The organism is Actinophytocola sp. (assembly GCF_036378875.1).
In the GTDB taxonomy this organism is placed as follows: domain Bacteria; phylum Actinomycetota; class Actinomycetes; order Mycobacteriales; family Pseudonocardiaceae; genus Actinophytocola.
Genome location: NZ_DASUVO010000013.1, coordinates 26,455 through 39,173, shown reverse-complemented (window position 1 = coordinate 39,173; position 12,719 = coordinate 26,455). Strand labels below are relative to the sequence as shown.

Annotated in this window: 12 protein-coding genes; 6 read left to right on the top strand and 6 right to left on the bottom strand. The window is 69.8% G+C overall.

Features of this window, described 5'->3' with window-relative positions; genetic code table 11:
- Window position 1 precedes the first annotated feature (1 nt).
- The 3 genes from VF106_RS03685 to VF106_RS03675 form a co-directional block, all read right to left on the bottom strand.
- Window positions 2-187, bottom strand: coding sequence for a PspC domain-containing protein (locus tag VF106_RS03685; protein ID WP_330838112.1), 186 nt, complete (start codon window positions 185-187; stop codon window positions 2-4).
- Between the two features lie 87 nt (window positions 188-274).
- Window positions 275-829: a putative glycolipid-binding domain-containing protein gene (locus tag VF106_RS03680; protein WP_330838111.1), complete on the bottom strand. Its 555-nt coding sequence runs from the start codon at window positions 827-829 to the stop codon at window positions 275-277.
- A 113-nt stretch (window positions 830-942) separates the two neighbouring features.
- Window positions 943-2,154: a thioester domain-containing protein gene (locus tag VF106_RS03675; RefSeq protein ID WP_330838110.1), complete on the bottom strand. Its 1,212-nt coding sequence runs from the start codon at window positions 2,152-2,154 to the stop codon at window positions 943-945.
- Between the two features lie 223 nt (window positions 2,155-2,377).
- Here VF106_RS03675 and VF106_RS03670 point away from each other — a divergent pair, with 223 nt between their 5' ends.
- Window positions 2,378-3,415 (top strand): DUF8017 domain-containing protein, encoded by a 1,038-nt coding sequence (locus VF106_RS03670; protein WP_330838109.1) that lies wholly within the window; start codon window positions 2,378-2,380, stop codon window positions 3,413-3,415.
- Here VF106_RS03670 and VF106_RS03665 read toward each other — a convergent pair.
- The gene (locus tag VF106_RS03665) at window positions 3,402-5,069 is read right to left on the bottom strand and encodes a DUF885 domain-containing protein (RefSeq protein ID WP_524535847.1); all 1,668 of its coding nucleotides are present in this window, start codon (window positions 5,067-5,069) and stop codon (window positions 3,402-3,404) included. The two genes, VF106_RS03670 and VF106_RS03665, sit on opposite strands and share 14 nt — an antisense overlap.
- Window position 5,070: 1 nt before the next feature.
- Window positions 5,071-5,562, bottom strand: coding sequence for a GbsR/MarR family transcriptional regulator (locus VF106_RS03660; protein ID WP_330838107.1), 492 nt, complete (start codon window positions 5,560-5,562; stop codon window positions 5,071-5,073).
- A gap of 85 nt (window positions 5,563-5,647) precedes the next feature.
- Between VF106_RS03660 and VF106_RS03655 the strand changes: the two genes are divergently transcribed.
- The 3 genes from VF106_RS03655 to VF106_RS03645 all read left to right on the top strand — a co-directional run bounded on the left by VF106_RS03655 (window position 5,648) and on the right by VF106_RS03645 (window position 9,567).
- Window positions 5,648-6,565, top strand: coding sequence for an ABC transporter ATP-binding protein (locus VF106_RS03655; RefSeq protein ID WP_330838106.1), 918 nt, complete (start codon window positions 5,648-5,650; stop codon window positions 6,563-6,565).
- Window positions 6,562-8,205, top strand: a complete 1,644-nt coding sequence (locus VF106_RS03650) for an ABC transporter permease (RefSeq protein ID WP_330838105.1) — start codon at window positions 6,562-6,564, stop codon at window positions 8,203-8,205. The genes VF106_RS03655 and VF106_RS03650 overlap by 4 nt, the downstream gene beginning before the upstream one ends.
- An 87-nt stretch (window positions 8,206-8,292) precedes the next feature.
- Window positions 8,293-9,567 (top strand): MFS transporter, encoded by a 1,275-nt coding sequence (locus VF106_RS03645; protein WP_330838104.1) that lies wholly within the window; start codon window positions 8,293-8,295, stop codon window positions 9,565-9,567.
- Here VF106_RS03645 and VF106_RS03640 read toward each other — a convergent pair.
- Window positions 9,533-10,741: a DUF4241 domain-containing protein gene (locus VF106_RS03640; protein WP_330838103.1), complete on the bottom strand. Its 1,209-nt coding sequence runs from the start codon at window positions 10,739-10,741 to the stop codon at window positions 9,533-9,535. The genes VF106_RS03645 and VF106_RS03640 overlap by 35 nt on opposite strands.
- A 42-nt stretch (window positions 10,742-10,783) precedes the next feature.
- Between VF106_RS03640 and VF106_RS03635 the strand changes: the two genes are divergently transcribed.
- Window positions 10,784-11,557 carry a PIG-L family deacetylase gene (locus VF106_RS03635; protein ID WP_330838102.1) on the top strand — a complete coding sequence of 258 codons (774 nt, stop codon included), beginning with the start codon at window positions 10,784-10,786 and terminating at the stop codon, window positions 11,555-11,557.
- Window positions 11,554-12,684 (top strand): bifunctional 3-oxoadipate enol-lactonase/4-carboxymuconolactone decarboxylase PcaDC, encoded by a 1,131-nt coding sequence (pcaDC, locus tag VF106_RS03630; protein ID WP_524535846.1) that lies wholly within the window; start codon window positions 11,554-11,556, stop codon window positions 12,682-12,684. Before VF106_RS03635 ends, pcaDC begins: the two co-directional genes overlap by 4 nt.
- Window positions 12,685-12,719: the final 35 nt, after the last annotated feature.

The following is a 12,719-nucleotide window of genomic DNA, read 5'->3' as shown; positions in this document are numbered from 1 at the left end:
GCTAGTAGGAGCTCTTCGGCATCATCCACCACAAAATGATGTACAGGATGAACTGCGGCCCCGGGAGCAGGCAGGACAGTAGGAACACCAGCCGCACCCGGCTGGTCCGCCACCCGTAGCGTTGCGCGATCCCCGCGCACACGCCCGCGATCATCTTCTTGCTCTGGGGCCTGGTCAACGTGGTCATGGCTCCACCATCCCGCGCCGAAGTGTCGACGACATCGTTGAAAACCCTGGATTCCCCCTGAGCCACCCCCTGAAACGAGGCGCTGACTCAGAGGCGCGCCGCGACCTCGGGGTACATGACCGGGAGACCGTCGGTGTCCACGACGATGTCGGCGCTGCGGTGGGCGTCCGTGTAGTTGATGATCGCGCCCTGGTCGTTGATCGAGACCGTGCGGTAGGTCTGGCGGACCCGGGTGACCGTCAGGTCCGGGGTCGAGATGTACAGGACCGACAGTTCGGCCTCGCCCGGCTTGCGGTGCAGGCCGAGGCGGCGGATCGGCAGGGCGGTGAACGTCACCGAGCCGGCCACGTCGACGTCGGTGGCGCCCTCGAACTCGCTGCGTTCGACGCCCTCGCCGCGATCGATCAGCCAGATGCCGTCCTCCGTGCGACGGACCGAGATCTGGCGTTCCGTGTCCGCGGTGGTCCTGAGCAGGCCACGGCCCACATCACCCGATCGGGCGGCCGAGAACTCGAACGAGGCGCTGAACGGCGAACCCGTGGCGACGACGAGGCGTCCGGACGCGCGCAACCGGCCGTCCCGGACGGACAGGCGTACCTGTTCCAGGCTGGTCCGGGCGGTTCCCTGCCAGGTTACGATCATCGGCTTGCGCGATCCGGGCGGCGTCATTGTCACTCCGTCGAACCTACTACGTCCGAATGGTGGCCCACCAAGAATCGGCGGGCCACCATTCGGGGACGATACGCGTCGGTCGGTCAGGCGCGCTTGCGGCGCCGCAGGAAGAGCAGCGAACCAACGCCGGCACCGACGAGGACCACACCGATCACGATCGGGGCGAAGATCGACGCACCCGTGTTGGGCAGATCGCCAGCGGTGTTCTTCGGCTGCGGAACCGGAGTCGTCGAGGTGACCGGGACCGTGGTCGTCGGCGGGGTGGTGGACGTCGTCGGCGGGGTCGTGGTCGTGGTGGTGGGCGGCACGACCACCTCGGCCCACTTGGCACCGGCGGACGCGACGATGTCCGTCTTCTCCGAGATCGCCACGATCAGCGACTGGGTCGGTTTGTTCTCGTAGTCCTCACCGACGAACAGCCGGCCGGTGTCCAGGGCCGCGGACGCGGACAGTTCGAAGGTGCCGGCACCTTCCTTGGTGCCGGCGGGAACGCTCAGGAACAGCTGTGCGCCGTTCTTGATCGCCTGCGCGGTCACCTCGTTGCCCTGGGCGTCGACGACCTTGACGCCCTCGGGGAGCTTCGTGGTCAGCTTCTCGATGTCACCGGTCGTGGTCACGGTGAACGGGCCGATCTTCTCGCCGGCCTTGCCGGACAGGTCGGTCGGCGAGATCGAGAGCGCCGGGGTCGGCTGGTCGCCGATGCCGACGTTGGCCGGGCCGGTCAGGTACTTGTACAGGGCGAGGACGTCCGCTTCCGCCTTCGGCTTGTCGTCCTTCGGGAACGGGTTCGCCGCGTTCAGGTCCTTGCCGTCGCTGTAGTGCCAGACCGCGGCCTGGGTCCCCGCGATGGCTTCCTTCGTGTCGAGACCGTCGTTGAGCGGGACACCCGCGTCGGAGAGCGTCTTGTTGAGCGCTTCGAGGCCAACCACCGGGAAGCTGTGGTGCAGGATCCAGTTGATCTTGTCGCGGTTCTTGTGGAACGGCGACGCCGCGTTCGGATAGGAGTCCCACGGCTTCTCGACCATGCCCTGCTCTGGCTTGATGCGCGTCTCGATCTCGACGCAGTACATCTGGAGCTTGGTGCCGTCGTCGAGCTTGAGCGTGATCAGATTCGTGGCGATGTTGTCCAGCTTGCCGTCGCCGACGTCGACGTTGTAGCCATCCACGTACCCATCGGGGTCGACGTTGCCGGTCGCCGACTCCGCGCCAGCGGGGATCGCCGCCGTCAACATCAGCGCGACCGAGGCACCCGCGACGGCAGCTCCGGCTCTGGCGAGCTTCAACCGACTGGCCATGACACTCCTTTTCGTCCGAACGACAATCTGCCCCGCGACTCCCACCCGGCTCAGGATGGGAGAGAAGCCGATCAGGCGAAGCCGCACTTTACTCAGAGCTGTAATCCCTCAACTACTGGGGGTGCACCAACCGTCCGGGCGTCACTCGAAGATCAGCGTTATTGCGCAGCGTCGTGGAACGAATTCGCCCGTCAGCTCAGAGTTCCGGCTATCGTCCTGATCCGTGACCGGATGGCAGCCAGGTGACGGCGGCTGGAACCAGAACCAGCCCTTCGGCCCGGACGCGCAGACGAACGCGTACAACTCGGACCCGTACGCCAACCAGGGCGCCGATCCGTACGGGTACGGCAGCCAGTACGGCAACGACCCAACGCCGTACGGCGCCGACCCCTACGGCGGCGGCTACGGGCAGTACCCCCAGTACCAACAACAACAGCAGCAGTACCCGCAGCAGCAGTACCCACCGACGAGTGGCTTCCCCGTACCGGGTTACGGGCCGCCACCGCCGCCGCCGAAGCGTTCGAAGCTGCCGATGGTCCTGAGCCTGATCGCCATCGTGATCATCGTCGGCGCGGTCGTGACCATCGTGCTGGTCAACCGTCCGGGCGACCAGCCGGTCGCGCAGAACGACCCCACCTCGACCTCGTCGAAGCCGGACCCGTCGAAGACCGAGTCGACCTCACCGTCGACCACGCCGAGCACGGGTGGCAGCGACTGGATCGCCATCGACAACACCAAGAACTCGGGGCTGCGCTACGAGGTGCCGCCGGACTGGAAAACGACGGAAACCACCTACGACAGCGGCCTCGGCGTCATGTTCACCGGCGGCGCGGAATACGGCACCTACGAGTGCGAAGGCAAACCGTACATTCGCACCTACCTGGCCAGCGGAGATGTTCAGGGCGGCGAAAGCACGGACCTGGAACTGCCGAAAACGCTGAAGGACTTCGCGGCGTCGTTCGCGAAGAAGGGCTACGGCGAGGACGCGCAGGTGGACATCCCCGAGCCGACCGAGGCCGAGGTCGACGGCAAGCCCGCCATGAAGCTGACGGCCAAGGTCAAGCAGAACGTGACCAGCCCCAACTGCCAGGCGGTCGACGGCGAGGTCGCGTTGATCGGCGTGCAGGTCCAGGACGAAGGGCAGCCGAAGGGTGTTGCCATGGTCGTTGTGGTCAACGACCTCTCCGGCGGCCCCGCCGACCCGAAGGCGCTGGACGCCGCACTGACTCAGCAGATCCTGTCGACCGTCAAGCTTGGCTAGCGGTCCAGTCACTCACGACCTCGTCCAGCACGGCCAGCGGCAGCGCGCCGTTGCCGAGGACCACGTCGTGGAACGCGCGGATGTCGAAGCGGTCGCCGAGTGAAGCCTCGGCCGCCCGCCTGATGCGCTGGATCTCCAGCCTGCCGACCATGTACGACAGTGCCTGCCCCGGGTAGGCGATGTACCTGTCGATCTCGTTGGCGATCTCGACGTCCGCCATCGGGGTGTTCTCCCGCAGGTAGGCGATGGCCTGGTCGCGGGTCCAGCCCTTCGCGTGCATGCCGGTGTCGACGACCAGCCGGCCCGCCCGCATCGAGTCCATCGCCAGCATGCCGAGCCGGTACACGTCGCCCGAGTACAGGCCCATCTCCTCGGCGAGGCGTTCGGTGTACAGACCCCATCCCTCGGCGTACGCGGTCGGGATGACCACGCGGCGGAACAGCGGCAGGTGGTCGAGCTCCTGCGCGATGGTGATCTGGAAGTGGTGGCCGGGCACGGCCTCGTGGAACGCCATCACCTCCGAGACGAACCGGTCGCGCTCCTCGGCGCGGTCGGTGTTCGCGAAGTAGATGCCCGGCCGCTGCCCGTCCAGTGAGGGCCACACGTAGAACGCGGCGGGCGCACCTGGCGCGTCGGTCTCCGGGACCGGCTCGATCTTGCACTGGTGCGACGCCAGCCGGCCGAACCAGCCGGACACCGCCGACTCGGCACGGGCCACCGCGTCCCGGGCGGACGAAAGCAGCTCCTCGCCGTCCCGCCAGCGCATGGCCGGGTCGCTGGTCATGCGGTGGAAGATCTCGGCGCGGTCGGACGTGCCGAACACCCGCGCGCCGATCTCCGCGTACTCGTCGGTGAGTGCCGCGATGACGTCAAGACCGGTCTGGTGCAGTTCGTCGGGGGTGCGGTCGGTGGTCGTGTGGACGCGGGCGAGCCGGCGGTAGATCTCCTCGCCGTCCGGCAACCAGCACACACCCACCTTGTCGTCCGGCCTGCCGTGCTGGATCAGCTCACCCGCGAGCGCTTCCCGGTAGGCGGCGAACGCCGGGCGCACGACCGAGGCCAGCACCTCCTCCCGGGCGGCGGCGAACTCCGCCGGCACCTCCTGCCTGGCCAGCGGGTCGTTGGCCGCGTCGGCGAGGTAGCGGTCCAGGTGGTCGACGGCCTTGCCGACCAGACGGGTGACCGGCACCCGGCCTGCCGCCGCGCCCGCGCGGTGGCGGTCGGCGACCGTGGCGAGGAACGCCGGCACGTCCCGCAGCCGCGCCAGGTAGTCGTCCCTGCTCTCGGGGGTGGTCAGCGGGAGCATCGGCAGGGTGGTGATCAGGTCGGCGTGCGGTGCGACGAACAGGTCGCTGATCGTGAACTCGACCTGACGCGTGTACAGGTCGTCGAGGATCTCGCTGGCGTGGTGGATGACGGCCGCCCTGGTCACGGCATCGTCCGAGGACAGGCCCGCCGGGTCGACGGCCGTCATTCTGTCCGCCACGTCCCGCACACCGGCCTTCAGCCGTTCCTCCGCGGCCGGGGAGTGGTCAGTGAGCCCACGTCCGTGGCCGGAGATGCCGAGGACCGTCGCGTACAGCGGGTTTGCCGTGAAGTACAGATCGAGGAGCTCGTCGGCGAGTCGCGTCACGATGTTCGTCACGACGGTCACGCTACCTGGGCGGATCCTGCTGGTACTCCCGCCATCTGCGTAAAAGATCGGGAATCTCGGCACGGAGGAACTCGAAGAACTGGCGGCTCGTCTCCAGCCGCCAACCAGCCTTGGTGTCGGCCCCGACCGCCGCCACCCCCACGGCCATGACCTCGGCCCACTGCTTCAGCTGCGGGTCCCGGTTGGCGTACGCCTCGTACCAGAGGTCGTCGGTCACCTCGTAGTGGTCCCGACGCTCACCGGGGTCACGCCGCCGCACGATCAGGCCCACCTGCATGAGGTAGCGCACCGCGCCCGACACGGCCGCAGGACTCACCCGGAGCATGTCGGACACCTCGCCCGCGGTCAGCTTGCCGGCGTCGGTCACGAGCAGCGCGCCGAACACACGTGCCGGCATCCGCTGCATGCCCGCGTCGGCCAGGAGCATGGCGAACTGCTCCACGAACCGCTCGACGGCGGTGGGCTCCTCGGGAGTGGTGGTCACCTTCCGCATCTTCTCCTCCGGATGTGTGATCCCGATCAGATTTATACGTTTTCTTAACTTCACAACTTTGTGAAATAACACTACGTTCTTCAGTATGACAACCGCAATCTCCGTGTCTGGCCTGGTCAAGACGTTCGGCCAGACACGCGCGCTCGACGGACTCGATCTGACGGTGCGCACCGGGGAGGTGCACGGCTTCCTCGGCCCTAACGGGGCGGGCAAGTCGACCACCATCCGGGTGCTGCTTGGCCTACTCCGCGCCGACGCGGGCGAGATCCGCCTGCTCGGCGGCGATCCCTGGACCGACGCGACCGAGCTGCACCGCAGGCTCGCGTACGTGCCAGGCGATGTGTCCCTGTGGCCGACCCTCTCCGGCGGCGAGGTCATCGACCTGCTCGGCCGGCTGCGGGGCGGCCTCGACGAAGCGCGCCGCGCCGACCTGCTCGAGCGGTTCGACCTCGACCCGACCAAGAAGGGCCGGACCTACTCGAAGGGCAACCGGCAGAAGGTCGCGCTGGTCGCCGCGCTCGCGTCGAACGTCGAGCTGCTGATCCTCGACGAACCGACCTCGGGTCTCGACCCGCTGATGGAGGCCGTCTTCCAGGACTGCATCACCGAGGAGCGCGACCGTGGCCGCACCGTGCTCCTGTCGAGCCACATCCTCGCCGAGGTCGAGTCGCTGTGCGAGCGGGTGAGCATCATCCGGCTGGGGCGCACGGTCGAGACCGGCACCCTCGCCGAGTTGCGGCACCTGACCCGCACGTCGATCTCCGCGGACCTCGCCGCGGCGCCCAACGGCCTGGCCAACCACCCCGGGGTCCACGATCTGCAGGTCAACGGCACGCACGTGAAGTTCGACGTCGACACCAAGGAGCTCGACACCGTGCTGCGCCAGCTCACGCAGGTCGGCGTGCGCAGCCTGACCAGCCAGCCGCCGACGCTCGAGGAACTGTTCCTCCGCCACTACGAGGCCGACATCGCGAACGGCCGGCACGCGGCGGTGGCGAAATGACCGCGACCCTCGAACGGCCGGGGCACGTCGCCGCGACCGGACAGCGTGACGGGTTCGCCGGCACGGGTGCGTTGCTGCGCCTCGCGGTCCGGCGGGACCGGGTCATCGCCAGCATCTGGATCCTGCTGTTCGTGATCATGGCGGCGGGTTCGTCGTCCGCGTCCCAGGACCTCTACAACACGCTCGAGTCGCGGGTGCGGGCCGCGAAAGCGGTCAACGACACCCCGGCGACGCTCGCGCTGTACGGGCGCGTGTTCGACCCGACCTCGCTCGGCGCGGTCTCGTTGATCAAGCTGGGCGCGATGGGCGCGGCGCTCGTCGCGCTGGTCGCGATCTTCACGGTGGTGCGGCACACCCGCGCCGAAGAGGAGGCCGGGCGGGCCGAACTGCTCGGCGCGACGGTCGTCGGCCGGTACGCACCGCTGACCGCGGCTCTGCTGCTGTCGACCGGCATCTCGATCGTGCTGGCGTTGCTGACCGCGGTGAGCCTGGCCGGGACCGGGCTGCCGGCGTCCGGCGCGTTCGCGTTCGGCCTGTCGTGGGCGGGCGCCGGGATCGCGTTCGCCGCGGTCGGCGCGCTGGCGGCACAGGTCACCGAGGGTGCGCGGACCGCACGCGGCCTGGCCGCGGCGGTGCTCGCGGCGGCGTACCTGCTGCGGGCGGCCGGGGACGCGTCCGGCACGGACCAGGAGACCTGGCTGTCGTGGCTGTCGCCGATCGGCTGGGCTCAGCAGGTCCGGCCGTTCGCAGGTGACCGCTGGTGGGTGCTGCTCTACCTGGTGTTCTTCGCGGCGCTGGTGGCGGTCGGGGCGTACCTGCTGGTCGCGCGGCGCGACCACGGCGCCGGCCTGCTGGCACAGCGACCCGGCCGGGCGACGGCACGCCCGTCGCTGCGCTCCCCGCTGGCGCTCGCGGTGCGGCTGCAGCGTGGCGGCCTGGTGGGCTGGGCCGTCGGCATGGCGCTCGGTGGCCTGGTGATGGGCAGCATCGCCTCGCAGGTCGACGAGTTCGCCGACAACGAGGCGACCCGCGAAATGATCATGAAGCTGGGTGGTGAGCGCGGGCTGACCGACGCGTTCCTGTCCGCGGAGATGGGGATTCTGGCCGTGATCGTGTCGGCGTACGGAATCTCGGCGGCCATGCGGCTGCGGCTGGAGGAGACCGCGCTGCGGGCCGAGCCGATCCTGGCGACGCGGATCAGCCGCCTGCGCTTCGCGACAAGCCACGTGGCGGTCGCGCTGGGCGGCACGACGGTGCTGATGCTGACGGTCGGCGTGTTCGCCGGCTTCGCGCACGGCGCCGCGGGTGGCGACATGGCCGAGTTCGGCCGGGTGTTGGTGGCGGCGCTCGTGCACCTGCCGTCGGTGTGGGTGCTGACCGGCATCACGGTGCTGGTGTTCGGCCTCGCCCCAGGGATGATCATGGCCGGCTGGGGTGCGCTGGTGGTGTTCCTGCTGCTCGGCCAGCTCGGCCCGATCTTCGAGCTGCCGCAGTGGGCGATGGACCTGTCGCCGTTCACGCACACGCCTCGGCTGCCCGGCGCCGAGCTGACCGCGACGCCGCTGCTGTGGCTGACGCTGGTCGCCGCCGCGCTGATCGCGGCCGGGCTGGTGAGCTTCCGCCGGCGCGACATCGGCTGACGTGACTCATGGTCCGGAACGGTCCGCCGTTCCGGACCTTTCTCACAGTTCGACCGATACTCCGGTGATCCGTGACAGGGTGGAGATGTGTCGAAGCCGCGCCTGCCGGGAGAAGTGTGGGTACTGGTAGCGGCGAACTTCATCATCGCGGTCGGGTTCGGGCTGGTGGCGCCCGCGTTGCCGACCTTCGCACGGACCTTCGACGTCAGCGTGACCGCCGCGTCCGTGGTGGTGAGCGCGTTCGCCGTGGCCAGGCTGGTGTTCGCGCCGGCCAGCGGGCGGATGGTGACGCTCTTGGGCGAGCGGCGCGTGTACCTGATCGGGATCACGATCGTCGCGGTGTCGACCGGTCTGTGCGCGTTCGCGGCGAGCTACTGGCAGTTGCTGGTGTTCCGCTCGATCGGCGGCATCGGGTCGACGATGTTCACCGTGTCGGCCATCGCGCTGCTGATCAGGCTGACCCCGCCGGAACTCCGGGGCCGCGCGTCGGGGTTGTGGGGCACCGGGTTCCTGACCGGCAGCGTCGCGGGACCACTCTTCGGCGGCGGGCTGCTCGCCATCTCACTGCGTGCGCCGTTCGTGGTGTACTCGGCGTTGCTGCTGGTCGTGGTGGTGTTCGTGTGGTGGTTCCTACGGCACTCGACGCTGGCGGCCGCGGCGACGGAGACGTCGACGGACTTCACCCTGCGGGCGGCGCTGCGGCACCGCTCCTACGTGGCCGCGCTCGGCTCGTCGTTCGCGAACGGCTGGGCCGTGTTCGGCGTCCGCGTGTCCCTGGTGCCGCTGTTCGTGGTCGAGATCCTCAACCGGGACGGTGTCTTCGCGGGCACGGCCCTGGCGGTGTTCGCGGCGGGCAACGTGGCGATGCTGATGGTGTCGGGCCGGCTCGCCGACACCTGGGGCCGCAAACCCACGATCCTGATCGGCCTGGTGGTGTCGGGAGCGGGGACCGTGTGGGTCGGCTTCACTGACGACGTCCCGATGTTCATGGTGGCCACGGTGATCGCCGGCTTGGGCGCCGGCATGCTGTCACCGCCCCTGCAGGCAACGGTCGCCGACGTGATCGGCCTCCGCGGCCGAGGCGGCCCGGTGCTGGCGACCTTCCAGATGGCCGCCGACATCGGCGCGGTCCTGGGTCCCATCGCGGCCGGCCTGATGGCGGACAACCTGTCGTACGCGACGTCCTTCGCGGTGACGGGCGCCCTGTGCCTGGTGGCCGCGCTCGCCTGGATCCCGGCCCCGGAGACACTGCCGCGCCCCGCGGAGGCCCGGCAGCACCCGACCCCCAGCGAAGCAGTGGGCACGGAACTGCCGGGCTGCGAAGAAGTCAGCTCACGGGACTCGCGTAGCGCAGGATCATGAAGTCGAACACGAAGCCGGTCACCGCGCCGGAGTCGGTGCGGCCCACCCACACCGGGTAGCTGCCGTCGCCGAAGCCGGTCTCCACGGCCAGCAGATTGGCACCAGAGTCGGGTTCCGGGATGTCGACGACATGGCCGGTCATGTCGTCGTAGGTGTCCTCGATCGTGTCCTCGTACGCGTCCGCGACCTCCGCGTCGACGAGAGCCAGGTAGCCGCCGTCCACGCCGACCGAGAAGTAGCTGTCGTCGCCCAGCATGCGGATGTCCTCGCCCGTGCGGAGGGCCGGCTCCCAGCGGGTCGTCGGCTCGTCGGAGATCACCAGCCTGGCGGCGGCGACGCGGGGGTGGTCGGCGTCGCCCGCGAAGCGGATCACCGAGACGAGCAGCGGGTACTCGCCCGGCTCCACGGTGTCCACATACGGCTCCTGGTCCTGCATCCACGGGTCCGGGGCCGCCGCGATCAGCTGGCCGCTCGGCAGCCACAGCCGGCCGCCCTCGGAGACCTCGACCGTCACCTCGCGCTCGTCGTCGAGCCGGAACCGCGCGCCGTCCACAAAGGTCTCGTCCAGCGCCTTCGCCCGCATGGGTCGCGGCGGGTGCCACGGCAGCTCGGCCGGGGCCGGGCCTGGCTCGGCCACCTCGCGCACCGTCTTGCGGACCAAGGACGGCAGCAGCTCGTCCAGGTACGCGAACGTCGCCCAGTCGCCGAAGCGCGGCATCGGGCGGGACGTCTTCGCGATCTCCAGCGGCTCGACGGAGTCGTCCTCCGGCCAGTCGGTGTCCCACTCGTGCCGGTCACCGTCCAGGTCGTACTCGACGGCACGGGTCGGCACGCCCGCGTCGAACTCCCCGTGCGACTCGCGGTAGGCCCACTGCTCGGCGAACCGCAGCACCAGCATGCCGACACCGTCTGCGGTGGGGAACCGGCGCAGCTCCAGCATCCGGTCGCGCCGGCCCTCGGCATCGAACAGCCACGCGGCCGCGTGGTGGGCCTGCCAGCACACCTCGATGAGCGCCAGCGGCCGGTCCTGTTCGAACAGCACCACGGCGTACTGCTCGCCCGCCGCGTCCCGCTCCCGTGCCACGGCCTCCGGCAACGGGCGCACGACCGAGGCCGCTTCGGGGTCCCAGCCCTCGCAGTAGACGACTTCCGCGGCAATGGTTTGGTTGGTCACGGCTAGATCCTGACACCAGCGTTCTCGCGTAGTTTCGTTGGCATGGCAACACTGGTCTCCTTCCACGCCCACCCCGACGACGAGTGCATCGGCTGCGGCGGCGTCATGCGCAAAGCACACGAGGACGGCCACCGGGTCGTCCTGGTGGTCGCCACGCGAGGCGAGCTGGGCGAGGTGCCGGACGGCTTCCTCGACGAGGGCGAACAGCTGTGGCAACGCCGCGTGGCCGAGACCCAGGCTTCGGCGGACATCCTGGGCGTGGACCGCGTGGAGTTCCTCGGTTATACCGACTCCGGGATGATGGGCGAGCCGACGAACACCGCGCCCGGCACGTTCTGGACCGCCGACGTCGAGGAAGCGGCCGAGCGGCTCGCGGTCATCCTTCGTGAGGAGAAGGCGGACGTGCTGACGGTGTACGACGACCACGGCGGATACGGCCACCCCGACCACATCCAGGTGCACCGCGTCGGCATGCGGGCCGCCGAACTGGTCGGCACTCAGCGGGTCTACCAGGGCACGATGAACCGTGACCTCGTGCTGGCCAGCCGCGCCGCGCGGAGCGACCTCGAGGCGCCGGAACTGCCGGACAACTTCGGCACACCGCAGTCGGAGATCACCTGTGCCGTGGACGTCAGCGCGTACCTCCAGCACAAGCGGAAGGCCATGCGGGCCCACGCGAGCCAGATCAGCGAGCAGTCGTTCTTCCTCGCCCTGCCCGACGACGCGTTCCAGTTCGCGTTCGGCGTCGAGTGGTTCCTCCGGGACGGTCAGGGCCCGGGCATCACCGAGACGGACCTGATGGCAGGGCTGACATGACGATCGCCGTGCACTACGAGGTGAGCGGCCCGGCGGACGGGACGCCGGTGGTGCTGTCCGGTTCGCTGGGCAGCGACCTGCGCATGTGGGAGCCGCAGGTCGAGCCGCTGACGGCGGCGGGGTTCCGGGTGATCCGCTACGACCACCGCGGGCACGGCGCCTCCCCGGCACCGGACGGGCCGTACGCCCTCGAGGAGCTGGCCGCCGACGCGCTCGGACTGCTGGACCGGCTGGAGCTGCGGCGGGTGTCGTGGGTCGGCCTGTCGCTCGGCGGCATGGTCGGGATGTGGCTGGCCGAGCACGCGCCCGACCGCCTGGAACGGCTCGTGCTGTGCTGCACGTCGGCGACGCTCGGCCCGGCGTCGATGTGGCGGGAACGGGCGGAGACGGCACGCACGAAGGGGATGGGCGCGCTGGCGGAGCCGGTGGTGAGCCGGTGGGTGACCCCTGCGTTCGCCGAGGCGCATCCCGAAACCGTGACGTGGCTGCGGGAGATGGTGGCCGGCCACTCACCGGAGGGCTACGCCTCGTGCTGCACGGCCATCGAGCAGATGTCCATTGTGGATGACCTGCCGACGGTCACCGCGCCGACGCTGGTGATCGCGGGCGCCGACGACCCGGCCACCCCACCCGAGCACGGCCAGCGAATCGCCGACGCCGTACCGGGTGCGCGGCTCGCGGTCGTGCCCGGCGCGGCGCACCTGGGCAACGTCGAGCAGCCCGCGGCGTTCACCGGCTTGATCATCGACCACCTGCGCCCGGACCGCCGCGCACTCGGCATGTCCGTACGCCGAGCCGTGCTCGGCGACGCACACGTGGACAGGGCGGTGGCGGGGACCACCGAGTTCACGCGGCCGTTCCAGGAGTACATCACCGAGGGCGCCTGGGGCTCGGTGTGGTCACGGCCCGGACTGGACCGCCGCACCCGCAGCGCGGTGACACTGGCGGCCCTGACCGCGTTGCGCGCACACGACGAGCTGGCCATGCACATCCGCGCCGCTCGCCGCAACGGCCTGTCGGAGGCGGAGATCGCGGAGATCCTCCTGCACACGGCGGTGTACGCGGGCGCCCCGGCGGGGAACACGGCCTTCGCCATCGCCAAGCGCACCCTGGAAGAGGACGGTTAGGAACCCGACACGACTCGCGATGTCCCAAGGGGTGC

Bases quoted from the DNA above. Each gene is read 5' to 3' on its own strand.
- VF106_RS03685 (WP_330838112.1), bottom strand. From the start codon at position 187: ATGACCACGTTGACCAGGCCCCAGAGCAAGAAGATGATCGCGGGCGTG.
- VF106_RS03680 (WP_330838111.1), bottom strand. From the start codon at position 829: ATGATCGTAACCTGGCAGGGAACCGCCCGGACCAGCCTGGAACAGGTA.
- VF106_RS03675 (WP_330838110.1), bottom strand. From the start codon at position 2,154: ATGGCCAGTCGGTTGAAGCTCGCCAGAGCCGGAGCTGCCGTCGCGGGT.
- VF106_RS03660 (WP_330838107.1), bottom strand. From the start codon at position 5,562: ATGCGGAAGGTGACCACCACTCCCGAGGAGCCCACCGCCGTCGAGCGG.
- VF106_RS03655 (WP_330838106.1), top strand. From the start codon at position 5,648: ATGACAACCGCAATCTCCGTGTCTGGCCTGGTCAAGACGTTCGGCCAG.
- VF106_RS03650 (WP_330838105.1), top strand. From the start codon at position 6,562: ATGACCGCGACCCTCGAACGGCCGGGGCACGTCGCCGCGACCGGACAG.
- VF106_RS03635 (WP_330838102.1), top strand. From the start codon at position 10,784: ATGGCAACACTGGTCTCCTTCCACGCCCACCCCGACGACGAGTGCATC.
- pcaDC (WP_524535846.1), top strand. From the start codon at position 11,554: ATGACGATCGCCGTGCACTACGAGGTGAGCGGCCCGGCGGACGGGACG.